Origin of the sequence: Micropruina sp. (genome assembly GCF_047606665.1) — a bacterium.
Lineage (GTDB): Bacteria > Actinomycetota > Actinomycetes > Propionibacteriales > Propionibacteriaceae > Micropruina.
The window spans coordinates 1-25,643 of sequence record NZ_JASGEF010000018.1 but is presented as its reverse complement, the minus strand read 5'-3'; the positions used below and the strand labels follow the sequence as shown (position 1 = coordinate 25,643).

Below are 25,643 nucleotides of genomic sequence, written 5' to 3'. Positions count from 1 at the left end.
GCTCTCGTCAGTCACCCCACCGGCAGGGAGTCGTGGACGGATCAGATCAAGGACACCCTTTTCGGCGGTCAGTCAAGTTCAGGGTCACACGCCCCTACCGGCGAGGCACTTACATCCTCTACGTCGAGATCCCGTGTCAAGCACGGGATGACGAACAACACGCACCGGAGGACGACGGTCCGAGCATGGGACGACGAAGCGTCCGCCGTCCACGATCAGCGGGCGAACTGATCTTTCGCCAGGTCGGCGGCCAACTGCCAGACCTCGGGGGTTTGGGCGCCGACCAGGAACCCTCCGGTCACCCCGGCTGCGTAGCGGCGTCCGTCGGTGGTCGCGATCCGGCCACCCATCTCGTCCAGCATCAGGGCACCCGGCAGATGGTCCCAGGGGTTCATCGACCAGTAGCCGACGAAGGCCTTCCGGCCCTCGATCACATCTGGGTAGTCCACGCCGCAACACGCCGCCAGCCGAGTCAGCCGGACGTTCCCGGGCAGGTCGCCACGCGGACGTCCCCAACGGCCGTGCAGCGCGCCGATCAACGGCTCGGACACCCGCTGCCGGCTCAACGGGACGTCGTTGCAGGTCACCCCGGCGCCCCGCTCGGCGATGTACATCCGGTCGTGCATCGGCTGCCAGATCCAGCCGCGGGTGGTCACACCCCGACGCACCTCGGCCACCATCACCGCGAAATCCGGCTTGCCGTCGGCGAAGTTGCGGGTGCCGTCCACCGGGTCGATCACCCAGGCCAACTCGGCCGTGGGCAGCGCTCTCAGCGGTGCGGGGTCGGCGTAGACGGCCTCTTCGCCGACCACCAAACAGTCGGCGTCGTGCGCGCGGAAGATGCGGGTGAGCACCTGTTCGGCCAGCCGGTCGGCGACCGTGACCACGTCGCCGGGCTTCTTCTCGATGATCTCGTCATCGGCCAGCGACCGGAACCTCGGCACGATCTCCTCGGCGGCGACCTGACGGATGATCTCGGCCACCGCGGTGGTGTCCATTGCTTTCCCGGTCATCACGGCTCCAAAGTGTCGGCGTGGTCGGCGGTGACGAAGTCGATCAGCTTCTCCACTTCGGTCAGCAGCGCGGGGTCGAGATCGCGCCACGACGTCACCTTGGATCGAATGTGCCGCCACGCGTTGGCGATGTCGGTCTGGGTCCGGGCCGGCCAGCCCAGCGCCCGGCACAGCCCCTCCTTATAGTCCTGCCCGCGTGGCACGTCCGGCCACGCCTGCAACCCCAGCACCGACGGCTTCACCGCCGTCCAGATGTCGATGAAGCGATGGCCGGTGACGAACACCCACGGGCTGGTCACCTGCTCGACGATCCGCGACTCCTTCGAGCCGGGCACCAGGTGGTCGACCAGGACGCCGAGCCGGCGTCCCTGCTGCGGAGCGAACTCGGCGACGATCGCGGGCAGGTCGTCGATGCCGCCCAGGTACTCCACCACCACGCCGACGTGCCGCAGGTCGTCGCCCCATACCTTCTCGACCAGTTCGGCGTCGTGCCGTCCTTCGACGTAGATCCGGCTGGGCAGCGCGACCTTCGCCGGGGTGCGGGTGGCGCTCGCCCGCGAGCCGGACGCCGTGTGCGTGGGGCGTCCGGACGGCTGCCGCTTGGGCGCGGTGATGGCGACCGGCTTGCCGTCGAGCCAGAAGCCCGGACCGAGTGGGAAGCTGCGCCGCTTGCCCCGGCGGTCTTCGAGCACCAGCAGACCGTTCTCCAGCTTGATCAGGGCACCGACGAAGCCGGAACTCGGGTCTTCCAGCACCATGCCGATCTGGGCGGGAACCTCGACGGTGGTCGGCTTTCCGGCCCGCTGCCAGCCGGGCGCCAGGACATCGCGTGGGTATCGACTCACGCCCTCGACCCTAGCGATTCCGGACCGGCCCTGGCCGGATCCCGTGCTGGCCCGCGCGTTGGCGATTCCGCAGAGTTCTCCCGACTCGCGATGAAGGAGATTTTGCGCTGGCGCGATCCGGACGCAGGGCCCGACCGGAGTGATCAGGCCACCCGCCGTGATCATGGCGCCAGGGTCTTCGCGCCCACCGCCGAGAACCCCGGCGTCCGGGACTTCGGCGGCCCGCTCGGCTCCGACTTCTGGGCGCCGGTTGCCGCAACAGCCGCTGAGAACCCAATAGGAAATCCGAGTCGTTACTCGGCCTTTCCTTTGTGGTACGTTGCGACCACCTCGGGCGTCGGCCCGGCCGACACCCCTACTCACGATGATGTGGAGGCACATGCGAACACTTTCACGACGCCGATTGCTCGGCGTGGGGCTGGGCACCGCGGCTGCCGCAGCTCTCGGTGGCTGCGCGACCCCCGGCACGACCTCGATCAACTCCCGTCCGGTGATCCCCGCGAAGGCACCAGGCGAGAAGATCACCCTGACCTACTGGGCCTGGCTGAAAGATCTACAGAAGGTGGCGGACGTCTGGAACGCCGAACACCCCGACATCGAAGTTCAAGCCGTCTGGATCCCGGGCGGCAGCGGCGGCGGCTACCAGAAGATGTACTCGGCGCTCGCAGCCGGCGGCGGCCCCGACCTGGCCCAGATCGAGATGCGCTCCATCCCGGAGTTCATGCTGGTCAACGGCCTGGTCGACCTCAACCGCTACGGCGCCGCCGAGCACGCCGCCAAATTCGACAAGACACTGTGGAGCCAGGTCAGCTTCACCGGCGGCGTCTACGGCATTCCGCAGGACTCCGGGCCGATGGCGTTCTACTACCAGCCCGCGATCCTCGACAAGGTAGGTGCCACCCCGCCGAAGACCTGGGACGACTGGCTCAGTGTCTCCACCGAGATCCGCAAGGCCGGCTCGTACCTGGAGTGCTTCCCGCTCTCGGACGCCAGCTTCTTCTGCTCCGTCGCCACCCAGGCCGGCGCCGAATGGCTCACCCCCGCCGACGACGGCTGGGTGATCAACATGACCGACGATGCCACGATGAAGGTGGCCCGGTTCTTCGACAAGGCCATCGACGCCGGCGTCGTGACCACCGAGTTCACCGCCTTCTCCCCCGCCTGGTTCGCGGCCTGCGCCAACGGCGGCATCGCCGCACTGACCGGAGCCAGTTGGGCCGACGCACTGATCGAGGGCGTGGCAAACGGCTCCGGCAAATGGCGGGTCGCCCCGATGCCGCGCTGGGACACTGGCTTCGGCTCCAGCTACTGGGGCGGCTCTACCTCGGCTGTGCTGGCCAGCAGTAAGCATCCGAAAGAGGCGCTGGAGTTCGCGGTCTGGCTGAACAGCTCGCATGCCGGCGTGGACGCGATGATCGAGAACAGCGGCATCGGCTGGTCGCCGGCCGCCGACTACATCGGCGCGAAGCGGCAGCAGCCGTCCGAGTTCTTCAGCGGCCAGAACTACAACGAAGAGATCTTCGTGCCGGCCGCGGCCGAGCAGAACGCCGACTGGAAGTGGTGGCCGATCACCCAGCAGTCGTTCAACATCCTGGCCGACGGATTCCGCCGTAAGGCCAACGGCGGCACCTTGGTGGACGCCGTCGCCAACGCCGAGAAGCTGATTCTGCAGGCCTTCCAGAACAAGGGTCTGAGCATTCGAAAGGGGCAGGCATGACCACCGCATCTCCGAGCCGGCGCGGCGGACCCAACGCCGCCGCCAAGCGCGCGCCCTGGATTCTGCTGGCGCCCTTCCTGGTGCTCTTCGTGCTCACTTTCATCTTCCCGATCATCACCGCAGTCGGCTCCAGCTTCACCAAGGTGACCCGCGCCGGGCTGTTCGGCGAAGAGGGAGTGACCAGCGGTTTCGCCGGTTTCGACAACTACGCCCAGGCGATCGGCGACGGCAACTTCATCGCCTCGATCGGCCGCATGTTGCTGTTCGGCATCGTCCAGGTGCCGGTGATGATCGTCGCCGCCACGATTCTGGCGCTGCTGCTGGAATCGGCGTCGGCGAAATGGCCGGGGCTTTTCCGGGCGGCCTACTTCATGCCGTACGGCGTCCCCGGCGTGATTGCGACCATCTTGTGGTCGTTCCTCTATGTGCCGGGCCTCAGCCCGATCATCGACGTGGCCAAGATGATGGGGATCGACGCCGACTTCCTGGGTCAGGGCGCGGTGCTCTGGTCGATCGCCAACATCGTCACCTGGAGCTACGCCGGCTACAACATGCTGATCATCATCGCGCAACTCAAAGCGATCCCGAACGAGCTGTACGAGGCCGCACGGGTGGACGGCGCCACCCCGTACCAGATCGCCTGGCGGATCCAGATCCCGCTGATCGCCCCGGCGCTGGTGCTGACCACTGTGTTCTCGATCATCGGCACCCTGCAGCTCTTCGCCGAGCCGCAGGTGTTGACCAAGGTGGCGCCCGCGATCGACAGCCAGTACACGCCCAACCTCTCCGCCTTCACCACGGCGTTCGCCTACAACGACTACAACGTCGCGGCGGCACAGGCGGTGCTGATCGCAGTGGTTGCGTTCGTCCTCTCGTTCCTGTTCCTGCGCCTCACCAACCGGGAGAGCTGATGACCACCACGACTGCGAAGCCCACGAAGGCGACGAAGGAATCCACCAACCACGCCAATCGCTCCGCCGGCCAGTCCACCGGCATGACGATCCTGGTGACCGGCATCCTGACCCTGGTGGCGCTCTACTTCATCGTCCCGGTCTACTGGGTGCTGGTCGCCGCGTCGAAGACCAACGAGGACCTGTTCGCCACCTTCGGCTTCTGGTTCGCGCCCAACTTCGCGCTGTGGGACAACATCGTCCAGGTCGTCACCTACGACAACGGGATCTTCGTCCGCTGGTTCATGAACTCGATCCTGTACGCGGTGGTCGGCGCGCTGCTGGCCACCTATCTGGCGGCGGCCGGCGGCTACGCGCTGGCCAAGTACCAGTTCAAGGGGAACAACCTGATCTTCGGCATCATCCTGGGCGGTGTGCTGGTGCCCGGCACCGCCACGGCGCTGCCGCTGTTCCTGATGTTCAGCCAGATGGGTCTGGCCAACACCTACTGGAGCGTGCTGATCCCGTCGCTGGTCTCGCCCTTCGGGCTGTTCCTGTGCCGGATCTACGCCCACGCCACAGTGGACGACGCGCTGCTGGAGGCGGCTCGGCTGGACGGCGCCAGCGAGCTGCGGATCTTCCACACCGTCGGGTTGAACATTCTCACCCCAGCGCTGGTGACGGTCTTCCTCTTCCAGCTGATCGGCATCTGGAATAATTACTTCCTGCCGCTGGTCATGCTGGCCGACTCCACCCTGTACCCGATCACCCTGGGCCTGAACAACTGGCTCGGTCAGGTCGACCGGTTGCCGGAGTTCTACGAGTTGACCACCGGCGGCGTGCTGTTGTCGGTGATCCCGTTGGCGATCGCCATGATCGTCCTGCAGCGCTTCTGGCGCGGCGGCCTCACGGAAGGAGCGGTGAAGTAACTCCGCACTATCTGCTCGATCGGGGGCCCGGGTCCGGTACTCGGGCCCCTGCCCGTGCCCGGCTGCGCAGCGACGCACCCGAGCTGTCCCTGAACGGCACCTGGCGGTTCCGGCTGCTGCCCGGTGCGCCCGGCGGCGCGCTCGACGTGCTGCCGCCCGGTGAGGGTCCGGACGACGTGGCCGGCGAGGGCTTCGACGACTCGGGCTGGGACGAGTTGCCCGTCCCAGCGCATTGGGTGCTGCACGGCGACGGACGCTATGGGCGTCCGATCTACACCAATGTGCAGTTCCCGTTCCCGATCGACCCGCCGTTCGTCCCGGACGACAACCCGACCGGCGATTACCGGCGCTGCTTCGAACTGCCCGCCTCGTTCGAGGGCGCGGCGGCGGTGCTGCTGCGCTTCGACGGTGTGGAGTCGCGCTACCGGGTGTGGCTCAACGGTGTCGAGATCGGGGTCGGCTCGGGCAGCCGGCTGGCCCAGGAGTTCGACGTGACGCACGCCGTCCGGGCGGGCGAGAACCTGCTGGTGGTGCGGGTCCATCAGTGGTCGGCGGCCAGCTACCTGGAGGATCAGGATCAGTGGTGGCTGCCCGGCATCTTCCGCGACGTCACTCTACTGGCGCGCCCCGTCGGCGCCCTGGACGATGTCTGGCTGCGCACCGGCTACGCCGACGGCGTCGGTTCGCTGGCCCCGGAGATCGTTGCCGAACCGGATGCCTACCCGGTCACGCTGAGCATTCCCGAACTGGGCGTCGAAACCGTCTGGCGCTCGGCGTCCGAGGTTGCCCCGGTGCTGGTGGACGGGGTGCAGCCCTGGTCGGCCGAACTCCCCCGGCTGTACGACGCGACGGTGCGCAGCGCCGGCGAGACGGTGTCGCTGCGGATCGGCTTCCGCACCGTTACCGTCGACGGCGACCGGTTCCTGGTCAACGGCACCCGTGTGGTCTTCCATGGCGTCAACCGGCACGAGACCCACCCCGACCGCGGCCGCGTCTTCGACGAGGCGTGGGCGCGGGACGATCTGGCCCAGATGAAGCGGTTCAACGTGAACGCGATCCGGACCAGCCACTATCCGCCGCATCCGCGGCTGCTCGACCTGTGCGACGAGCTCGGGTTCTGGGTGATCCTGGAGTGCGATCTGGAGACCCACGGCTTCGAGGCGGGCGGCTGGCTGGACAATCCCAGCGACGACCTGGCCTGGCGCGACGCGCTGCTCGACCGGATGGAGCGGACGCTGGAGCGGGACAAGAACCATCCCTCGATCGTGTTGTGGTCGCTGGGCAACGAGTCCGGCACCGGTCAGAACCTGGCCGCGATGGCGGCCTGGGTGCATGACCGCGACCCGTGGCGTCCGGTGCATTACGAGGGCGACTACGCCGGGCGGTACACCGACGTGTACTCCCGGATGTACGCCTCGGTGCCCGAGGTGGCCTCGATCGGCAGCGAATCGCTGGAACCGCTGCTGGCCTGTTCGGTGACCGAATCGGCCCGGCAGCGGACCAAGCCGTTCCTGCTCTGCGAGTACGCCCATGCGATGGGCAACGGGCCAGGCGCCCTCGACCAGTACGAAGAGCTGATCGAGCGCTATCCGAGGCTGCACGGCGGGTTCGTCTGGGAGTGGCGCGATCACGGCCTGCGCACCCGGACGGCCGACGGCGTGGAGTTCTTCGGCTACGGCGGCGACTTCGGCGAGGTCGTCCATGACGGGAACTTCGTGATGGACGGCCTGGTGCTCTCCGACGACACCCCCACGCCGGGCCTGCACGAGTTCAAGCAGGTGGTCGCTCCGTTCCGGATCGCCGTCGACGACGGCATCGAGGTGCGCAACCTGCGACACAGCGCCGACTCCTCCGACGTGGTGTTCCGGTGGCGCGCCGAACTGGACGGCGACCCGGTCTGCTCGGGCACGCTGGAGGTGCCGGTGATCCCGGCCGGCGACTCGGCGCGGGTCCCCCTGCCCGACATCTCGACCGGAGACCGTGAGGTTGCTGACAACGGCGAACTGTGGCTGAGCGTCGAGGCCGTGCTGGCGTCCGGCACCGTCTGGGCGGACGCCGGGCATGTGCTGGTCACGGCCCAACATCGACTGGAACAGCATCACCTGGTCACCGGGGACGGTTCTCTCGGTCACCGGGGACGGTTCCCTCGGTCACCGGGGACGGTTCCCTCGGTCACCGGCCCGCTGCCCGATCGGCTGGGCCCGGCCGAATTCGCCGGCGGCGACCTGATCGCGCTGGCCGGACTGCCGGCGTCCGGCCCAAGGCTGGAACTGTGGCGCGGGCCCACCGACAACGACCGTGGAGCAGCGTTCGGCAGCTACGACCCGCCCGGCGGCGCGACACCGGCAAACCCGTGGGCGGCGCCCTGGCGCGCGCAGCCGGCACCCTCGTCCGAGGCCGTCTGGCGTGCTGCCGGGCTGCATCGCCTGACACCACGGGTGCTCGCCCGCGCCGGCTCGCCGACCGAGCTTCACGTCCGGACCCGCTGGGCGGCGGCGAACACGCGACTCAGCGTGGTCAGCGACGTCCGCTGGACGCTCGTCGACGGCGTCCTGGAACTCGGGATCGGTCTCGAACCGAGTGCCGGCTGGGACCACACCTGGCCCAGGCTCGGCGTCCGGTTCGACCTGCCGACCTCGGTGGACGGGGCGTCCTGGTTCGGCACCGGGCCGCACGAGTCCTATCCGGACAGTCGCCGCGCCGCCCTGGTCGGCCGCTATACGGCCACGCTCGCCGCGTTGACCGTCCCCTACGCGTGGCCGCAGGAGACCGGACACCGCAGCGATCTGCGGTCGCTCACCCTGCGCACCGGCGAGACCGACCGGCTGCGGCTCGACGCGATCCCGGACGCCGCCGGCCGGCTGCCCGGATTCACCCTCACCCCGCACACCGGCCAGGAACTGGACGCCGCGGCGCACCCGCACCAACTGCCGGCGCCGTCCGCGACCTACCTCTACCTCGACGCCGCACAGCACGGTCTCGGCTCACGAGCCTGCGGCCCGGACGTCTGGCCCGAGTACGCCCTGCGTCCGCAGGCACGAGTGCTCCGGTTCCGGGTTCGCTGACCCCACCGGGTGGCCCGCCGATCGGTGGGCCGCCCGGTGGGGTCCGCCGCGGACGGCCGAGCCCGATCCGGCGAGGTTCGTGCGGACCAGATGGTCCTTTCACGTCGCCGGGGCCGATTGCTACGATCCTGCCGTCATCGGGAGGCTGGAATGGCGTACTGCGGTCGATGCGGTGCTCAAGTGAGCAGCCGATTCTGCGGCGCCTGCGGTGAGCCCGTCCAGGTCCAGGACACACCCGCCCAGCCGCCGACCTGGGGTCCGCAGCAATGGTCGGCAACGCCACCAGCCGGACAGCCCGGCGCCAGCTACCCGCCCGGAGCTCCGGCGCCGGCCGGCCAACCCGGCTACCCCTACCAGTCCGGGTCGGCGATTCCGCCGAGCGGCAGCACCGGACCGCCACCCACATTGCTTCCGCCCCCGCAACCCTTGCCCCCGCAGTCGCCGCGGGCACGCACCGGCCCCATCGTCCTGATCGTCTGCGGCGTAGCCGCGGCTCTCGTGGTGGGCTTCGTCATCTACCGGGGCCAGGGTGACCCCGGCACGGCAACACCCGGCCCGACCTCATCGACGACAGCCGAGGCCAGCCCGACGACCAGTTCGTCCGGGACGACGTCCTCCACGTCGCCGACAGGCAACAAGCCGAATGACACCAAGAACCCCGACCCGGCAACCGCGCTCGCCCAGCAACGCAAAGAGGACCTCGCCGGAATCGAATTGGACGGACGCTGGATCGCGCAACTCGCCAGCAAATACGACGGTGTGGTCGACCGGACGCAGACCGCCGCGAACGGCAGCCACACCTTCCACCTGGCCGACATCCTCGCCGAGCACACCACGCTGCGGAAACGGTTCGAGAAGAAGGGCGTCCCCGTCAGTTTGCTGCGAGCGACCGACTTCGGCCGGCAACGCGACTGGGGTCACACGATCTGGGTCACCATCGCCGATCCCGGCGCGGATACCGAAGCCGAAATCAACCGGTGGTGCACGAGGAACAATCCCAGCCTGACGAAGAAGCAGGTCGAGAACGTCTGCCTGGCCCGACAACTCCAGCCGCCCGTCCGGGCCTGAGAGCTGGGGAATCCGGCCGAGACCACCGGTGATCGGCGCCGCCACCCGGAAAGGGTGCGGTACAATCGCGCCGTGGCACGCCGACTTCTGCTTCGCCAGCCGCGCTGACCTCGTCATCGCGGCGCCCCTCCTTGTGTGAGGGGCTTTTTCATGTCCGAGAGCAGAGTGAACGAAGGATGAGATGAGCGAGACCCCGTACCGCTACACCGCCGAGCTGGCCGGCCGGATCGAGACCGCCTGGCAGGACCGTTGGGACGCCGAGGGCACCTTCCACGCCCCGAACCCGACCGGCGTGTGGGCCGAGCCCGAGAAGGTCGGCGGACGCGAGAAGCTGTTCGTGCTGGACATGTTCCCCTACCCCAGCGGCGCCGGCCTGCACGTCGGCCACCCGCTGGGCTACATCGGCACCGACACTTGGGCCCGCTACCAGCGGATGCGCGGCCGCAACGTGCTGCACGCCCTGGGCTACGACGCCTTCGGGCTGCCCGCCGAGCAATACGCGGTGCAGACCGGGCATCATCCGCGGGTCACCACCGAGGCGAACATCGCCAATATGCGGCGCCAGCTGCGCCGGCTGGGCCTGGCCCACGACGACCGGCGCAGCGTCGCCACCACCGACGTCGAGTTCTACCGTTGGACCCAGTGGATCTTCCTGCAGGTCTTCAACTCCTGGTACGACACGGACGCCGACAAGGCGCGTCCGATCTCCGAGCTGATCGCCGAGTTCGAGTCGGGCGCCCGGCCCACGCCGTCCGACCGCCCCTGGGCCGAGCTGGACGCCGCCGAGCGCGCCGCCATCGTCGACTCCTACCGGCTGGCCTACGTCTCCGAGGCACCGGTGAATTGGTGCCCCGGCCTGGGCACGGTCCTGGCCAACGAGGAGGTCACCGCCGAGGGCCGCTCCGACATCGGCAACTTCCCCGTCTTCAAGCGGAACATGAAGCAGTGGATGATGCGGATCACCGCCTACGCCGACCGACTGCTGGCCGACCTGGACCGGCTGGACTGGCCGGACAAGGTCAAGGCGATGCAGCGCAACTGGATCGGCCGCTCCACCGGCGCGTCCGTCACCTTCGCCGTGGACGGCCACGAGGCGGCGATCGCGGTGTTCACCACCCGTCCGGACACCCTGTTCGGCGCCACCTTCATGGTGCTGGCGCCCGAGCATCCGATCGTGGACGCCATCACCCCTGGTGAGAACTCCTGGCCGGAGGGCACCAAGGACGCCTGGACGGGTGGGGCCTCGTCCCCCTCGGAGGCGGTCACCGCCTACCGGGAGGCGGCGGCCCGCAAGACCGATCTGGAGCGCCAGGAGAACAAGGACAAGTCCGGCGTCTTCACCGGCGCCTGGGGCGTCAACCCGGTCGACGGCCGACTGATCCCGATCTTCATCGCCGACTACGTGCTGATGGGGTACGGCACCGGCGCGATCATGGCCGTGCCGGCCGAGGACGAGCGCGACTGGGACTTCGCCAAGGCCTACGACCTGCCGATCGTCCGCACCGTGCAGCCGTCCGAAGGCCACGACGAGAACACCGCGTTCACCGGTGACGGCCCGACGATCAACTCGGCCAACGACGAGATCTCGTTGAACGGCCTGAACATGGCCGACGCCAAGCGGACCATGATCGACTGGCTGACCGCCAAGGGCTACGGCGTCGAGACCGTCACCTACAAGCTGCGCGACTGGCTGTTCAGCCGGCAGCGCTACTGGGGCGAGCCGTTCCCGATCGTCTACGACGAGTCCGGACACCCGATCGCGCTGCCCGAGTCGATGCTGCCGGTCGAACTGCCCGAGATCGACGACTACAGCCCGCAGGCGCTGGAGCCGGACGATTCGACCTCCGAGCCGTTGCCGCCGCTGGGCCGGGTCACCGACTGGGTCGAGGTTGAGCTGGACCTGGGCGACGGGCCCAAGACCTACCGGCGCGAGCTGAACGTGATGCCGCAGTGGGCCGGCTCGTGCTGGTACGAGATCCGCTATCTGGACCCGGCCAACCACGACCGTTTCGTGGACGTGGACGTGGAGCGGTACTGGATGGGCCCGGAGAATGCTGAGGACGTCGGCGGCGTCGACCTGTACGTGGGTGGCGTCGAGCATGCCGTGCTGCACCTGCTGTACGCCCGGTTCTGGCACAAGGTGCTGTTCGACCTGGGCCAGGTCAGCTCGGCCGAACCGTTCCGCCGGCTGTACAACCAGGGCTACATCCAGGCCTACGCCTACCGGGATTCCCGCGGGCAGACCGTGCCCGCCGAGGAGGTCGAAGAGGTCGCCGGCGCGAACGGCGAGGTGGGCTACGCCTGGCGCGGCGAGGAAGTCTTCCGCGAATACGGCAAGATGGGCAAATCGCTGAAGAACATCGTCACCCCCGACGACATGTACGACTCCTACGGCGCCGACACCTTCCGGATCTACGAGATGGGCATGGGTCCGCTAGATCAATCCAAGCCGTGGGAAACCCGTGCCGTGGTCGGTTCGCAGCGATTCCTGCAGCGGCTGTGGCGCAATGTGATCGACGAGGTCACCGGAGCAGTGCGCATCGTCGAGACCCCATTGGACGACGCCACGAAGCGAGCGCTGCACAAGACCATTGATGCGGTCACCCGCGATTACGAAGGTTTGTCGTTCAATACCGCGATCGCACGGCTGACCGAGTACAACAACGTGCTGACCAAGCTGGACGCCGTCCCGCGGGACGCCATCGAGCCGATGCTGCTGATGGTGGCGCCGCTGACCCCGCACATCGCCGAAGAGCTGTGGTCTCGGCTGGGGCATGCCGAATCGCTGGCCTTCGAGCCGTTCCCGGTCGCCGACCCGGCGCTGATCGTGGACGACACGGTCACCTGCGTCGTCCAGGTGAAGGGCAAGGTGCGGGCTCGGCTGGAGGTGCCCGCCGACATCGCCGAGGACGCCCTGCGCGCCCAGGCCCTGGCGCTGCCGCGGATCGCCGACGAGACCCCGAACGGCGTCCGGACGGTGATCGTCCGGGCTCCCAAGCTGGTCAACGTCGTGCCGACCTGATCTCCGACTCCGACCCCGAGGGGCCACCGCCAGCGGGCGGTGGCCCCTCGTGCATCTCCCCTAGGAACGGGCCTGTTCGCGGCCATCTCCTGTGTCGCAGCCTGTGATCTGGGTGACGCTCTGGCAGAGCAGCCATCCGGCGCCGGTTTGCCATAGCCGAACTCAGCAGTTAGGGTCCCTCTCAGCTTGGATTCAGGTTCAGTTCATCTGCTTCTCAGCGTCTCTGTCTACATCCTTTGGGAGGCCGACTTCATGTCCGTCCGTAAATCCGCGTTCTCCATCGCAGCGACCGCGACCGTCTCGCTGGCCCTGCTGGTGGGACCCGGCATGCCGCAGGCACGTGCCGACGAGATCTCGCCGAGCGTCGGTCCGACCGCGCCGCTGGCAGCGGTTTCGACCACTGCCACGACGGTCGCTCCCACGGGAGTCAGTTCCGACCCGGTGAAGAAGCAGACCAAGGCGCAGAAGCTCAAGGCCAAGGCGGACGCGGTGATCAGGGCCGCCAAGTCCAAGGTCGCCAAGGGTCAGTACAAGTGGGGCGCGGCCGGCCCGAACAGCTTCGACTGCTCCGGGTTCGTGGTGTGGTCGTTCAAGAAGGTCGGCATCAACCTGCCGCATTCGTCCCGCGCCCAGGCCACAAAGGGCGCCAAGGTCGCCAGGAAGAACCTGAAGCCCGGCGACCTGGTCTTCTTCTACAGCCCGGTCAGTCACGTCGCCATCTACATCGGCAATGGCAAGATCGTGCACGCGCGCAATACCCGTGACGATCTGGAAATCTCCAACCTGAAGAAGTACGGCCACTACCACTCGGCACGTCGCGTCATTCGCTGACCTCCCCTTCCGCACGGGAGAACAAAGACCCCGGCCGGTTGGGAACGTCCGAGAACCCGATGCACGCGCCAACGGCGGGGTCGGACGCCCGACCGGCTGGCCTTGGTTGATCGAGCTAATCGAGCAGATCGCGGACGACGGCGTCCGCCAGCAGCCGGCCGCGCAGGGTGAGTCGTAGTCGGTTGTCGTTCTCGCCGATCTCCACCAATCCGCGCACCACCAATCCGGGCAGCCGCGCCCGCTCGGACGCGGTCAGCACGTCAGTCTCCAGCCCGTCGGCCAGCCGCGACTCCAGCAGCACCCGCTCGACCCGGCGGGCATCGGCGTCCAATACCTCGCGGGCTGCCGCCGGGCTGCGTCCGGCCTGCAGCGCCGCGCTGTACCGGCGCGGATGCTTCACGTTCCACCAGCGGACGCCGCCGGCGTGCGAGTGCGCCCCCGGTCCGACGCCCCACCAGGTGCCGCCACGCCAGTAGGCGAGGTTGTGCCGGCATTCATGGCCCGAACGGCTCCAGTTGCTCAGTTCGTACCATCCCATTCCCGCCGCCGACAGCAACGCGTCCGCCAGTTCGTAGCAGTCGGCCTGCAGGTCGTCGACCGGTGCCGGGACCTCCCCGCGGCGGATCTGGGCGGCCAGCCGGGTGCCCTCCTCCACGATCAGGGCATAGGCCGACACATGATCGGGTTGCTGCGCCAGTGCGGCCTCCAGCGAAGTCCGCCAGTCGTCGAGCGACTCCCCCGGCGTCCCGTAGATCAGGTCCAGGCTGATCGAGCCGAAGCCGGCCGCCCGCGCCCAACGCACCACGTCAGCGACCCGGCCGGGGGTGTGGGTACGTTCCAGCACCCTCAGCACATGGCCGCGGGCCGATTGCATGCCGAACGAGATCCGGTTGAAGCCGCCGGCCGCCAGCGCCTCCAGGTAGCGGGCCTCCACCGATTCCGGGTTGCATTCGGTGGTCACCTCCGCGCCGTCCGACAAGGGGAAATGTGCGCGGGCGGCGTCCAACAGACCGACCAACTCGCCGGCATGCAGCAGGGTGGGGGTGCCGCCGCCGACGAACACGGTGTCGATCGGGCGGGGCCCCAGCACCCGCGCCGCCAACGCCAGTTCGGCGTGCGCGGCGTCCAGGAACGCCTGTCGGGAGGCTCCCGGCGCCGAGCCCAGTTCGGCGGCCGTGTAGGTGTTGAAGTCGCAGTACCCGCAGCGGGTGGCGCAGAACGGCACATGCAGATAGAGCGACGCCGGAGCCTCGGCCAACTCGGCCAGGGCTGAATCGGGCAGCGATCCGTCCTCGGGTGCGGGTTCGCCCGATGGCAGCGCCGACGGCATCAGGGCAACTCGAACGGCAGCCGCTGGCCGTCGAGCGCGCGGCGGCACAGGCAGGACGCGGTGGCGTCCGGTTCGGGTGCGGGCAGCGCGCCGATCACCGAGACGAGCATCGACTTCAACCGTTCGATGTTGCCGGCGAACACCTGCATCACCTCGGCATGCGACACGCCGGGGCCTTCGACGCCGGCGTCCGCGTCGGTGATCATGCAGACCGTGCTGAAGCACATCGCGAGCTCGCGGGCCACGGACGCCTCCGGCATGCCGGTCATGCCGACCACCGACCAGCCGGCGGCCGCATGCCACTGCGACTCGGCGCGGGAGGAGAATCGCGGTCCGTTGATCACCACCAGGGTGCCGCCGTCGACCGCGGACGCGTCCGCGGCCAGCAGCGCGTCCCGGCCGGTTGGGCAGTAGGGGTCGGCGAACGAAGTGTGCACCACCGGGCCGATCGCGTCCCAGACGGTGTGCGGACGGCCCCAGGTCCGGTCGACCACCTGGTCGGGCACCACGAAGGTGCCGGGTTCGAGGTCGGCGCGGAGCCCGCCGACCGCGCACGGCGCCACCACCTGGCGGACGCCGATCGCGCGCAGCGCCCACAGGTTGGCCCGGTAGTTCACCCGGTGCGGCGGGAACTGATGCCGGCGTCCATGCCGAGGCAGGAACGCCACCGAGCGCCCGGCCACCTCCCCGACCGACACCGGTGCACTCGGCTCACCGAACGGTGTGTCGACCACGACCGACTCGGCATCGGCGAAGAAGTCGTAGAAGCCCGAACCGCCGATGATCCCGATGTCTGCGCGCACGGGAAGACTCTAGTGCCGCCCGACAGCGGCATTCCGCGGGTCTCCAACCCACATCGCCGGCCCCGTCACACCGATCGCGCCCGGCTGGAGAACCGGGTCACCAGCTGGGTTGGCAGCAACTCGCGCGCGTCCGGAAGGCTGGGTTGCTGAATCCGGGCCAGCAGCTGCCGGGCCAGCGTCGACCCGATCTCTTCGAACGGCACGCTCACCGTGCTCAGATCGAGCGCCGCGGACAGGTCGTGGCCGTCGTAGCCGATCAGCGCGACATCCGTGCCGGCCTGCAGTCCCTTGGCCCGCAGCGCCTGGATCGCGCCGTAGGCCATCTCGTCCGAGAACGCGAAGACCGCGGTAGGTGGCTCGGCGAGCTCCATCAGCAGGGTCATCGCCCGGACGCCGCCGGCGAGGGTGAAGTCGCCGGGAACGACCAGGTCGTCGGCCAGCGACAGGCCGGCCCGCCCGAAGGCGTCCCGGACGCCCCGGTGCCGTTCGGATTCGAGAACCACCGTGCTGTCCGCTTCGCGTCCGTAGATCACCCCGATCCTCCGGTGGCCGCCGGTCAGCAGATGCTCGACCGCGGAGGCGGCGCCGGCCCGGTCGTCGATGTGGACGCTGGAGGTGCCGTAGGCATGCGCACCGAACATCGCCACCGGCACGTCCAGGCGCAACAGATCGGCGATGTCGGGGCTGTCCGCGGTGAACGAGAGCACGATGAAGCCGTCCACGCGACGCGCCAGCCGGCGATGTGGCGGCACCGGATGCGGATCGCTCGGGTCGCCGGTGCAGTGCACCAGCATGTCGACCCGCGCGCCCTGCAGCACCCGATGGACGCCGCTGAGCATCCGCTGGAAGGCGAGCCGGTCGAGGAAGGGGGTGATGATCGCGACGCTTCCGGCCCGGCCGGTGGCCAACGCCGCGGCGGCGTGCGAACCGACGTAGCCGAGCCGCTGGGCGGCGTTGAGCACTCGCTCGCGGATCGTCGGGTCGACCGTCTCGAAGCCGCGCAGGGCACGCGAGGCCGAGGCTGTGGAGACCCCGGCGATCTGGGCGACGTCCTTCAGCGTGACACTCATCGGCAGCCTTCCGCAATTGCGGGTTGAGCGTACCGCCGAAACCTGGGCAAGCGGTTACTCAGGTCCACGCTTCTCACCAGCGAACATTTCAGCTACTCAATCCGATGGCTAGGTCATGACCCTGCATCATGAGCAAGCGATTGCTTGACACGCTTCGGAGCGTGCGGCAGAGTCGAGAGGGACGCCGCTCGCGTCCGTAACCCCGATGCACCGCGGCACCGGGACGGATTCACAGACTCGAAGGAGAGCACGTGCGTACCAAGACACAACTCGTCGCGGCCATCACGACCACGGCGTTGATCGGCGGCGTACTGGCCGGGTGCGGCAGCCCGGCCGCCCCGTCGTCGGGAACCAGCGCGCCCGCCGCCGAAGGGATCGGCCCGATCACCTTCGCCTCGGGCAAGGACCTCACCGGCGCCATGCCGCAGCTGATCGACGTGTGGAACAAGGCCCACCCCGACCAGAAGGTCACGTTCCTGGAACTGGCCGCCTCCCCCGACGACCAGCGGAACTCCTTCGTCCAAGACTTCCAGGCCAAGAGTGGCAAATACGACGTGATCTGGAAGGACGTGGTCTGGACCTCCGAGTTCGCCGCCCGAGGCTGGCTGGAGCCACTGGACGCCGCCAAGGTCGGCGGCGACGCGATCCTGCCGGCGGCGAAGGCGTCCGCCACCTACGACGGGATGATGTACGGCGCGCCGTTCATGACCAACGCCGGCCTGCTCTACTACCGCTCCGACCTGGTGAAGACGCCGCCCACCACCTGGGCCGAGTTGGAGAAGGACTGCGCGATCGCCAAGGCGAACAAGATGGACTGCTACGCAGGCCAGTTCTCGCAATACGAGGGCCTCACCGTGAATGTCGCGGAGGCGATCAACTCCGCCGGCGGATCCTTCCTCAGCGCCGACGGAAAGACGGTGACCGTCGATTCTCCCGAGGCTCGCGCCGGCCTGCAGCACCTGGTCGACATGTTCAAGAACGGCGACGTCAACCAGGCCGCGATCACCTACAAGGAGCAGGAGAGCGCCAACGCGTTCCTGGAGGGCAAGCTGCTGTTCCTGCGCAACTGGCCCTACGTCTACACCGCGGCCAGCGCGAAGGACTCCAAGATCAAGGGCAAATTCGACATGGCGCAGCTGCCCGGCCAGAACGGTGTCGGCGTGTCGTCGCTGGGCGGCATCAACCTCGCGGTTTCCGCCTACTCCAAGAACAAGGGAACGGCGAAGGCCTGGGTGGAGTGGATGCAGTCCGACGAGGCCCAGCGCGTGCTGGTCAGCGTGATGAACCAGGCATCGGTGCGGACGGCGCTCTACACCGATCCCGAGATGGTCAAGCTGTCGCCCTACCTGCCCACGCTGCAGAAGTCGGAGCTGACCGCAGTGCCACGTCCGCAGACCCCCAACTACAACGCCGTGAGCCTGGCCATTCAGAAGAACGGCTACGAGGCACTGCAGGGACGGATGTCGGTGGACGACGCGATCAAGCAGATGGCGGCCGAGTTGCAGCAGGCCATTCAGTAGTCGTCCCGTCGCTGGTCGAGCTTGTCGAAGTGCCGGTCTCCGGGGTCTCGACAGGCTCGACCGACGAATCAACGCACCAGCACGGAAGGCGAGCCCATGTCCGCCACCTCTATCCACCGCCGGTCGGAACGGCGCCGGGTCACGGAACGCAATCGAGGTGAGGGACGGCTCGCCTTCTGGCTGGTGATTCCGTCCATTCTGATCCTGACGGTGGTGATCGGTTATCCGATCATCCAGTCGTTGGTGCGTTCGCTGTGGGGCGACGCGATCGGCAATCCGTCCTTCGTGGGGGTCGGCAACTACCAGCGCGCACTGTGGGGGCTGGGGGCCAAGGAGTTCTGGGAGGCCACCGGCTTCACCTATTTCATCGCCGCTGTGACGCTGATACTGGAGGCATTGCTGGGGTTGGCGATGGCCCTGCTGATGAACCGGGCATTCCGGGGACGCGGTCTGCTGCGGGCCAGCGTGCTGGTGCCGTGGGCGGTGCCGACCGCGGTCGCGGCGGTGCTGTGGAAGTGGGCATTCGACCCCTCCGGCATCGTGAACGCCCTGCTCGGCCAAGAGATCGTCTGGACCGGATCTCAGGTTCCCTCGACGGTGGCGATCATCATCGCCGACACCTGGAAGACCGCGCCGTTCATCGCCTTGCTGATCCTGGCCGGCCTGCAGGTCATTCCCGAGGACGTCTACGAGGCGGCCAAGATCGACGGAGCCAGCGCCTGGCAGCGGTTCTGTTTCATCACGTTGCCGCTGGTCAAGCCCGCGCTGCTGGTGGCGTTGCTGTTCCGGTTGCTTGACGCCCTGCGCATGTACGACCTGCCGGCGATCATGACAAATGGCGCCAACGGCACCACCACCATGTCGATTCTGGTGGTGCGTTCGACGCTGAGCCAGCTCAAACCCGGCTATGGCGGTGCGCTGGCCACGCTCACCTTCCTGTTCATCTTCATCACCGCCTACTTCTTCGTCCGTGCCCTCGGGGTCAACGCGGTGGACACCGGCGGGAAGCCATCGAGCGGAGGCAAGCGATGAGCACAGCGGTCAGCACCGCACCGACGCGCAAGATTCGGTGGAACATCGTCGGACTCTACCTGGGCATCGTGACGATGGCCTTCTTCTGCCTGGCACCGTTCTACTGGATGCTGGTGTCCAGCCTGAAAGACCCGCGCGCCATCTTCGACAATGCGCTGATTCCGGCCCAGCCGACGTTGATGAACTACGAGGCTGTGTTCGGCGCTCAGAACACCTTCATGCTGGCGCTGCGCAACAGCCTGATCATCGCGGGCAGCGTCACCGTGGTGGCGCTGGTGTTCGGCGTCTTCGCCTCCTACGCGATCGCCCGGCTCGAGTTTCGTGGCAAGACGCTGGTGCTCGGACTCTTCCTGGCAACCTCGATGTTTCCCGGTGTCGCGATCCTCACCCCGCTGTTCCAGCTGTTCGCCGACCTGGGCTGGATCGACACGTTCCGCGCGATGATCATTCCCGACATCAGCTTCTCGTTGCCGCTCGGCGTGTGGATTCTGACCAGCTTCTTCCGCGCAATGCCCTGGGAGCTGGAGCAGGCGGCGCTGGTGGACGGCTGCACCCCCGTCCAGGCATTCCGCCGGATCATTCTGCCGCTTGCCGTTCCGGGGGTCTTCACCACCGCGATCCTGGTGTTCATCTCGGCCTGGAACGAGTTCATGATCGCGAACTCGATGTCGCAGACCCCCGCCTCACAACCGGTCACGGTGGCGATCGCGCAATTCTCCGGAATCAGCCAGTTCGACACACCCTACGGCACACAGATGGCCGCCGGAGTCATCGTCACGGTTCCGTTGATCATTCTGGTGCTGATCTTCCAGCGCCGGATCATCAGCGGCTTGACCGCCGGCGGCGTGAAGTAGCCGAGCCACATCCATTACTACGCCGACTGTCGTTGGTCCAGCCTGTCGAGACCTCGAACGCATCCTGGCAAGCGGTTTCGACACACTCAATCAACGACCAGCGCTCCTGGGAGGCCGTGAACAAAAAGGGTGGGCGCGTCGACCGACCGGCTGACGCGCCCACCTTTTCGAGCGTCAGTGAGAACTCAGGACGCCGCGGCCTTGTTGGCGGCCGCCTCGGCCTTCTTCAGACCGTCGGCGACCGGCGTCCGGCCCAGGAAGATCTCGTTGAAGGTCGGCTTCCAGGCGCTGAACGCCGCCCCGTAGTTCTCGCCGGCCGGAGCGGAGATCGCCGGCATGCCACCCTGCTTGGCGAACTGCGACGGATCGACGTTCTTGCTCTTCCAGTAGTCGGTGAACGCCGACTGGGCACTGGTCACGGCGGGCATCGCCGCACCGGTGGAGCCGATGAACGTGGCCCCCTCGGCCGACCCCATCCACTGCAGCACCTTCTTGGTCGCGTCGGGGTTCTTCGACTTCGCATTGCCGGAGACGATCACCGAGTTGACCACCGACACCGCACCCTTGGGTCCGGCCGGCAACGGCGCGATGCCCCACTCGAATTCCGCGCCGTCGGAGACGTTCTTCAGGTTGTAGACGCCGGACTGGAACAGCGCGATCTTGCCCTGCAGGAACTGGTTCTTGGTGAAGTCGCCGTTGTCGTTGGTGTTGGACGCCGCCGGCGACACCTTGTACTTGTTGATCAGGTCGACGATGTACTGGAAGGCGGCGGTCGACTCCGCCGACGAGAAGACGAATTTGCCGGTGTCGTCCTGGAACTGGCCGCCGTTGGAGCCGATGAAGTTGTAATAGATCCCCTGCAGATCCTGAGCGGCCGAGTAGCCCCACTGCTTGGGCTTGGCGCCGTTGAAGCCGCTCTCGTCGCCGCGCTTGCCGGAGGAGTCGACGGTCAGTTTCTTCAGGATCGGCAACAGCGTGTCGTCGCTGCCGCCGCCGGGCGCCCAGGTCAGCCCGCTGAGCTGTTCGGGGGTGATGCCGGCGTCGTCCAGCAGCTTCTTGTTGTAGTAGACGGCGATCCCGCCGTCGGTGAGCTGGGGGACGCCCCACAGCTTGCCGTCGCGGGTGTACTGCTCGACCGCGGCCGGCACCCACTCGCCCTTCTCGGCGTCGAAGTCGGAGCCGATCTCCATCAGCGCACCGGAGGTCACGTAGGGCTGCAGGTAGGAGCCGTTCATCATGAAGATGTCGTCGGCGTTGCCGCCGCTGACGTCGGTGCGCAGCTTTGTGAAGTAGTCGGCCCAGGGCACCAGGACCGTCTTCACGGTGATGTTCGGGTTCTGCTTGGTGAACTCGGCGAAGGAGGCGTCGTACGCCTTCTGCACCTGCTCGTCCCAGAGCCGGACGGTGACGGTGACGGGCGCACCGGTCGACGCGCTCGACTGGCTCTGCTGCTGGGCGGCGGGCGAACAACCGGCCGCGCCCAGCGCCACCGCGGCGGCGACCGCGGTCACGAATGTCCGACGTCCCAGCGTGTGTGCCGATCTCACAGGATCCTCCTCGTATTGGTTGCGTCAATCATCACATCATTCGCCGCCGACCGTTCCCACTCCAGGGAGTCTCACTTGAAGCCGGTCAGCGAGATCGAACTGACGATCGTCCGCTGGAAGACCGCGAAGAGCACCAGCAGCGGCGCCATCGCCACCGTGGTAGCGGCCGTCACCAACGTCCAGTTGGCGTTGTACTGGCTCTGCAGGTTCGCCGTGGCGACGGTGATCACCTGCCAGTCGCGCCCGGTGGTGATGATCAGCGGCCACATGAAGTTGTTCCAGTGGCTGACCACCGTGATGATCGCCAGGGTGGAGACGATGCCGCGGGACAGCGGGGCGACGATCTGCCACAGGATCCGCCAGTCGCCGGCGCCGTCGATCCGGGCGGCGTCGATCAGGTCGTCCGGAATGCCGCGGAAGTGCTCGCGGAGCAGGAACACCGCGTAGGGCGAGCCGAACATGAACGGCAGCACCAGCGCCCAGAAGGTGTTCCGCAGGCCGGTCTGCACCATCATCGTGTAGAGCGGGATGACGATCACGACCTGCGGGATCATCAGGGTGGCCAGGTAGACCCAGAACAGCACGTCCCGTCCGGCGAACCGCAGCTTCGCGAAGGCGTAGGCGGCCATGATCGAGAACACCAGCTGGCCGACCAGCACCACCGCGACCACCTGGGCGGTCACCGCGATCGGCGAGACGAAGCCGTAGTCGCCGCCGAACAGGGTGCGGAAGTTCTCGAAGGTCACCGGGTTCGGCAGGTTCAGCGCCGGTTCGGACGCGAACTGCTGCGGCGACTTGAGCGCGGTCATGAAGCTCAGCGCGAACGGGCCCAGGGTGAGCAGCGCGGAGCCGATCAGCACCAGGTAGGTCAGGACGTCCGCCGCCGGCTTGCTGAGCGTGACCCGGCGGCGCCGGACGCGGGGTTCAGCTGAGGTCATAGGTGATCCTCTCGGCGAAGTACCGCTGCTGGACCACGGTGACCACCACCAGGATGACGAACAGCACCAGCGCCATCACCGAGGCCCGGCCCAGGTTGAAGGCCCCCTGGAACGCCTCCAGGTAGATCCGGCTGGCGATCACGTCGGTGGTGCCTTCCGGGCCGCCGTTGGGGGTCAGCGCGTAGATCTGGTCGAAGGCCTGGAAGGCCGAGATCACGCCGGTGACCAGCACGAAGAACAACGTCGGGCCGAGCAGCGGCAGCTTGATCTGCCAGAAGATCTGCCAGCCGTCGGCGCCGTCCAGCTGGGCCGCCTCGACGACCGGCTCGGGTATCGCCGCGAGCCCGGCCATGAAGAACAACGTGGTGTAGCCGACCTGCGACCAGACGGTCACCCCGGCCACCGCCGGCATCGCCAGCGCCGGGTCGGAGAGCCACTCCACGTCGAGCCCGAGCAGGGTGTTCAGCGCGCCGTCGTAGGGGGCCAGGATCCACTTCCACACCACGCCCAACGCCAGCGGGGCGCAGATCCACGGGATCACGTAGATCACCCGGAACAGCCCGGAGCCGGGCAGCCCGCGGGACAGCAGCACGGCCAAGAACAACCCCAACGCGGTCTGCAGCGGAATCACCGACGCCACGAAGATGACCGTGCGCAGCATCGAGTTGCCGAAGGTCGGGTCGCTCAGCACGTCGACGTAGTTGTCCAGGCCGACGAAGCGCATCGGGCTGAGCAGGTCCCAGCGGTTCAGCGACAGCCAGATCACGACCAGGATCGGGAACAGCAAGAACACCGCCAGCCCGAACAGGCTGGGCGCCAGCAGCACGCTGGCCAGCCGGCCGTGTCGCATCCGCCGGGACGTCCGGGTCGCGTGAAGCGTGGGCACACCAGGAGCCTAGTCGCGCTCGTCCCAGCCCGCGCTCGAGGTCGGTGGAGCGGACTCCGTCCGATCACTCAGTAGGCTTCGCGCATGAAGCTCCGTACCGGCACCCTGCTGGCACCCCTGGCGGTCCTCGTCCTGACCGCGCTCCCCCTGTCCGGCTGCAGTGGCGCGTCCGCCCCGTCGGCGAGCGCGTCGGCGACCCTCACCTTTTCGCTGGCCGACGTCGCAAAGCACAACACCAAGGACGACTGCTGGGCCGCGGTCGACGGCGGCGTCTACGACCTCACCTCGTGGATCAGCCTCCACCCCGGCGGTCCGGACAAGATCGTCCCCCTGTGCGGCACGGACGCCACCACGGCGTTCCGCAATCAGCACGACAGCCAGTCCAAACCCAACGACCAGTTGGCGCAGTTCCGGGTCGGCGACCTCGCCTGACACCTTGGGAACCGCTGATCAATCATGTCCCGGCTGCGGCGCACCCGGACGGGCGATCTGCGGCTCATCCCACCGGGCACGTCCTCGCTCGGAACAGCATTGATCAGCGCTTCCCTTGGCGGCGTTGGGCAGACTGGGCTCATGACCGGTTCACGCAGCCTGACCATGAAGGCGAACGCACCGGTTCGGTCCGCGTCCGCCGGCATCGTGATCGGCGTCGCGGTCGCGGTGATGTGGCTGGTCGAGTTGGTCGACCAGGTGACGCCCGGCGCGCTCGACGCACTGGGCATCCACTCCTGGGACATCGCCTCGCTGCCGTCGGTGTTTCTCGCGCCGTGGCTGCACGCCGGCTGGCCGCACCTGATCGCCAACACGCTGCCGTTCGCGGTATTCGGGTTCCTGGTGCTGCTCGGCGGAGCGCTGCGCGCGGTGTTCGCCACGCTCTGGGCGGTGGTGGTCAGCGGCCTGTTCGCCTGGCTGCTCAGCCCGCCCAACACCGTCACCATCGGCGCCAGTGGGCTGATCTTCGGATGGCTCACCTATCTGCTGACCCGCGGCATCTTCGCCCGCAACGGCAAGCAGATCCTGCTCGCGGTGGTGATCTTCGCGATTTACGGCGGAATTCTTTGGGGCGTGCTGCCCACCCAGGCGGGTGTGTCCTGGCAGGCGCATCTGGGCGGCGCGATCGGCGGGGTGCTGGCGGCATGGTTCCCGCACCGGAGCCGCGGTGTCCGCAGATCGGCCTGACTCGTCGAGTTCCAGCCATTGGCTGGGGCGCCCCGGACGGTATTGTTGACACGTCAACAGTCCTGATCGCCGCGCGCACGACGAGGAGCTGGCCCATGTACGACGTCTTCGGACTCCCCCTCCATCCGCTGGTCGTGCACGCGGTCGTGGTCCTGCTGCCGCTCTCGGCGCTCGGCCTGATCGCCTGCGTGCTGTTCGGCCGGCTGCGCACCCGCTACGCCGGGTTGACGCTGTTAGGTCTGGCCGCCGGTGCCGCGTCCTCGTTGGTCGCCGCCGCCTCGGGGCAGGCGCTCGCCGAACGGGTCGGGACACCGGCCGCGCACATGGCCTGGGGCGAATGGCTGCCGCGGGTGGCCATCGCCACCCTGGTGCTGGCCGCGGCCTGGTACTTCCTGCAGCGCGGCAAGCAGAGCCTGTCACCGCTCACCCGCATCCTGGGCTGGGTGTCGGCAGTTGCCGCCGCCGCCTCGATCGGCGTCACCGTGATGGTCGGCCACAGCGGCGCGACCGCGGTCTGGGGCAGCACCTTGGCCACGCCCGCGGCGACGTCGTCGGCCGCGTCCACCGCCTCGGCCAGCAGCTCGGCCTCGGCCAGCAGCTCGGCGTCCGGTTCTCCGTCCGCGTCCGGCACGGCGTCCACCGAGCAGAGCTACACCCTTGACCAGGTGAAGCAGCACAACTCGGCGAGCGACTGCTGGGCCGCGATCAACGGCGGGGTTTACGACCTGACCGAGTGGGTCGGCCAGCACCCCGGTGGTTCCGACCGGATCACCGCCCTGTGTGGCAGCGACGCAAGTTCGGCTTTCAACAACCAGCACAGCGGCCAGAACCGTCCGGAGAGCAAGCTGACTCAGTTCTACCTCGGCAAGCTCGCCGACTGACTGACCGCCGCCGACGTCGCGCGACCGTGTCCGTCGTCGTCCGAACCGCCTGGTAAGGCCCTGTTTGTGCTTGTTCGTCGGTGGTGGGAGCTGGGTCTGGCGGGCTCATCGTGGGTCGCCGGTGCCGGGAGGGCACTGGAACCAGTTTTTGGTGGTTATCCGACCGGTATCGGCTCGCTGTCTCTGCTCGAACCACTTTCTGGTGGATGTGGATAACCCCCAG

The 25,643-nt window shown here is 67.9% G+C and carries 21 protein-coding genes; 13 read left to right on the top strand and 8 right to left on the bottom strand.

The annotated features are described in order from the left end of the window. Positions 1–215 precede the first annotated feature (215 nt). Together QM619_RS04505 and QM619_RS04500 are read right to left on the bottom strand one after the other, a co-directional pair. Positions 216–1,013: an inositol monophosphatase family protein gene (locus QM619_RS04505; RefSeq protein ID WP_415104743.1), complete on the bottom strand. Its 798-nt coding sequence runs from the start codon at positions 1,011–1,013 to the stop codon at positions 216–218. Next, a complete protein-coding gene (locus QM619_RS04500; RefSeq protein ID WP_415104741.1) occupies positions 1,013–1,858 on the bottom strand; it encodes a DUF3097 domain-containing protein in 846 nt (281 codons plus the stop codon). The genes QM619_RS04505 and QM619_RS04500 overlap by 1 nt, the downstream gene beginning before the upstream one ends. Positions 1,859–2,237: 379 nt before the next feature. Between QM619_RS04500 and QM619_RS04495 the strand changes: the two genes are divergently transcribed. From QM619_RS04495 to QM619_RS04465, 7 genes are all read left to right on the top strand, one after another. After that, on the top strand, positions 2,238–3,575 hold the full coding sequence (locus tag QM619_RS04495; protein ID WP_415104739.1) for an extracellular solute-binding protein: 1,338 nt from the start codon (positions 2,238–2,240) through the stop codon (positions 3,573–3,575). After that, the gene (locus tag QM619_RS04490) at positions 3,572–4,486 is read left to right on the top strand and encodes a carbohydrate ABC transporter permease (RefSeq protein WP_415104737.1); all 915 of its coding nucleotides are present in this window, start codon (positions 3,572–3,574) and stop codon (positions 4,484–4,486) included. Before QM619_RS04495 ends, QM619_RS04490 begins: the two co-directional genes overlap by 4 nt. Continuing rightward, positions 4,486–5,394: a carbohydrate ABC transporter permease gene (locus QM619_RS04485; RefSeq protein ID WP_415104735.1), complete on the top strand. Its 909-nt coding sequence runs from the start codon at positions 4,486–4,488 to the stop codon at positions 5,392–5,394. The genes QM619_RS04490 and QM619_RS04485 overlap by 1 nt, the downstream gene beginning before the upstream one ends. Next, positions 5,358–8,459, top strand: a complete 3,102-nt coding sequence (locus QM619_RS04480; protein ID WP_415104747.1) for a glycoside hydrolase family 2 TIM barrel-domain containing protein — start codon at positions 5,358–5,360, stop codon at positions 8,457–8,459. The genes QM619_RS04485 and QM619_RS04480 overlap by 37 nt, the downstream gene beginning before the upstream one ends. Before the next feature lie 180 nt (positions 8,460–8,639). Continuing rightward, positions 8,640–9,527 carry a hypothetical protein gene (locus tag QM619_RS04475; RefSeq protein ID WP_415104733.1) on the top strand — a complete coding sequence of 296 codons (888 nt, stop codon included), beginning with the start codon at positions 8,640–8,642 and terminating at the stop codon, positions 9,525–9,527. Positions 9,528–9,708: 181 nt separating this feature from the next. Continuing rightward, complete coding sequence (gene leuS / locus QM619_RS04470) at positions 9,709–12,549, top strand: leucine--tRNA ligase (protein WP_415104731.1); 2,841 nt, start codon at positions 9,709–9,711, stop codon at positions 12,547–12,549. A 252-nt stretch (positions 12,550–12,801) separates the two neighbouring features. Then, positions 12,802–13,380, top strand: coding sequence for a C40 family peptidase (locus QM619_RS04465; protein WP_415104729.1), 579 nt, complete (start codon positions 12,802–12,804; stop codon positions 13,378–13,380). Between the two features lie 115 nt (positions 13,381–13,495). On the opposite strand, the gene hemW is transcribed toward QM619_RS04465, so the two are convergent. The 3 genes from hemW to QM619_RS04450 form a co-directional block, all read right to left on the bottom strand. Further along, a complete protein-coding gene (gene hemW, locus QM619_RS04460) occupies positions 13,496–14,710 on the bottom strand; it encodes a radical SAM family heme chaperone HemW (protein WP_415104727.1) in 1,215 nt (404 codons plus the stop codon). Continuing rightward, positions 14,710–15,513 carry an S-methyl-5'-thioadenosine phosphorylase gene (locus tag QM619_RS04455; protein ID WP_415104725.1) on the bottom strand — a complete coding sequence of 268 codons (804 nt, stop codon included), beginning with the start codon at positions 15,511–15,513 and terminating at the stop codon, positions 14,710–14,712. Before QM619_RS04455 ends, hemW begins: the two co-directional genes overlap by 1 nt. A gap of 65 nt (positions 15,514–15,578) precedes the next feature. Beyond that, entirely contained in the window at positions 15,579–16,583 is a 1,005-nt protein-coding gene (locus QM619_RS04450) for a LacI family DNA-binding transcriptional regulator (protein ID WP_415104723.1), read from the bottom strand. 251 nt (positions 16,584–16,834) lie between these two features. Between QM619_RS04450 and QM619_RS04445 the strand changes: the two genes are divergently transcribed. From QM619_RS04445 to QM619_RS04435, 3 genes are all read left to right on the top strand, one after another. Further along, positions 16,835–18,103: an ABC transporter substrate-binding protein gene (locus QM619_RS04445; protein WP_415104721.1), complete on the top strand. Its 1,269-nt coding sequence runs from the start codon at positions 16,835–16,837 to the stop codon at positions 18,101–18,103. A 96-nt stretch (positions 18,104–18,199) separates the two neighbouring features. After that, entirely contained in the window at positions 18,200–19,135 is a 936-nt protein-coding gene (locus QM619_RS04440; protein ID WP_415104719.1) for a carbohydrate ABC transporter permease, read from the top strand. Further along, positions 19,132–19,989, top strand: a complete 858-nt coding sequence (locus QM619_RS04435; RefSeq protein ID WP_415104717.1) for a carbohydrate ABC transporter permease — start codon at positions 19,132–19,134, stop codon at positions 19,987–19,989. The genes QM619_RS04440 and QM619_RS04435 overlap by 4 nt, the downstream gene beginning before the upstream one ends. 185 nt (positions 19,990–20,174) lie before the next feature. Here QM619_RS04435 and QM619_RS04430 read toward each other — a convergent pair whose 3' ends face one another. The 3 genes from QM619_RS04430 to QM619_RS04420 form a co-directional block, all read right to left on the bottom strand. Next, a complete protein-coding gene (locus QM619_RS04430; RefSeq protein WP_415104715.1) occupies positions 20,175–21,536 on the bottom strand; it encodes an ABC transporter substrate-binding protein in 1,362 nt (453 codons plus the stop codon). A gap of 71 nt (positions 21,537–21,607) precedes the next feature. Continuing rightward, complete coding sequence (locus QM619_RS04425; RefSeq protein WP_415104713.1) at positions 21,608–22,474, bottom strand: carbohydrate ABC transporter permease; 867 nt, start codon at positions 22,472–22,474, stop codon at positions 21,608–21,610. After that, positions 22,461–23,360, bottom strand: a complete 900-nt coding sequence (locus QM619_RS04420) for a carbohydrate ABC transporter permease (RefSeq protein WP_415104711.1) — start codon at positions 23,358–23,360, stop codon at positions 22,461–22,463. The genes QM619_RS04425 and QM619_RS04420 overlap by 14 nt, the downstream gene beginning before the upstream one ends. An 84-nt stretch (positions 23,361–23,444) precedes the next feature. On the opposite strand from QM619_RS04420, the gene QM619_RS04415 reads away from it, so the two are divergent. The 3 genes from QM619_RS04415 to QM619_RS04405 all read left to right on the top strand — a co-directional run bounded on the left by QM619_RS04415 (position 23,445) and on the right by QM619_RS04405 (position 25,420). Continuing rightward, positions 23,445–23,792 carry a cytochrome b5 domain-containing protein gene (locus tag QM619_RS04415; RefSeq protein ID WP_415104709.1) on the top strand — a complete coding sequence of 116 codons (348 nt, stop codon included), beginning with the start codon at positions 23,445–23,447 and terminating at the stop codon, positions 23,790–23,792. A gap of 210 nt (positions 23,793–24,002) precedes the next feature. Beyond that, the gene (locus tag QM619_RS04410) at positions 24,003–24,539 is read left to right on the top strand and encodes a rhomboid family intramembrane serine protease (protein ID WP_415104745.1); all 537 of its coding nucleotides are present in this window, start codon (positions 24,003–24,005) and stop codon (positions 24,537–24,539) included. 95 nt (positions 24,540–24,634) lie between these two features. After that, positions 24,635–25,420, top strand: coding sequence for a cytochrome b5 domain-containing protein (locus QM619_RS04405; RefSeq protein ID WP_415104707.1), 786 nt, complete (start codon positions 24,635–24,637; stop codon positions 25,418–25,420). Positions 25,421–25,643: the final 223 nt, after the last annotated feature.

Excerpts from the sequence above, each read along its gene's own strand:
- QM619_RS04490 (WP_415104737.1), top strand. The coding sequence starts at position 3,572 with ATGACCACCGCATCTCCGAGCCGGCGCGGCGGACCCAACGCCGCCGCC.
- QM619_RS04440 (WP_415104719.1), top strand. The coding sequence starts at position 18,200 with ATGTCCGCCACCTCTATCCACCGCCGGTCGGAACGGCGCCGGGTCACG.
- QM619_RS04425 (WP_415104713.1), bottom strand. The coding sequence starts at position 22,474 with ATGACCTCAGCTGAACCCCGCGTCCGGCGCCGCCGGGTCACGCTCAGC.
- QM619_RS04485 (WP_415104735.1), top strand. The coding sequence starts at position 4,486 with ATGACCACCACGACTGCGAAGCCCACGAAGGCGACGAAGGAATCCACC.
- leuS (WP_415104731.1), top strand. The coding sequence starts at position 9,709 with ATGAGCGAGACCCCGTACCGCTACACCGCCGAGCTGGCCGGCCGGATC.
- QM619_RS04405 (WP_415104707.1), top strand. The coding sequence starts at position 24,635 with ATGTACGACGTCTTCGGACTCCCCCTCCATCCGCTGGTCGTGCACGCG.
- QM619_RS04465 (WP_415104729.1), top strand. The coding sequence starts at position 12,802 with ATGTCCGTCCGTAAATCCGCGTTCTCCATCGCAGCGACCGCGACCGTC.
- hemW (WP_415104727.1), bottom strand. The coding sequence starts at position 14,710 with ATGCCGTCGGCGCTGCCATCGGGCGAACCCGCACCCGAGGACGGATCG.
- QM619_RS04415 (WP_415104709.1), top strand. The coding sequence starts at position 23,445 with ATGAAGCTCCGTACCGGCACCCTGCTGGCACCCCTGGCGGTCCTCGTC.
- QM619_RS04505 (WP_415104743.1), bottom strand. The coding sequence starts at position 1,013 with ATGACCGGGAAAGCAATGGACACCACCGCGGTGGCCGAGATCATCCGT.
- QM619_RS04495 (WP_415104739.1), top strand. The coding sequence starts at position 2,238 with ATGCGAACACTTTCACGACGCCGATTGCTCGGCGTGGGGCTGGGCACC.
- QM619_RS04435 (WP_415104717.1), top strand. The coding sequence starts at position 19,132 with ATGAGCACAGCGGTCAGCACCGCACCGACGCGCAAGATTCGGTGGAAC.
- QM619_RS04450 (WP_415104723.1), bottom strand. The coding sequence starts at position 16,583 with ATGAGTGTCACGCTGAAGGACGTCGCCCAGATCGCCGGGGTCTCCACA.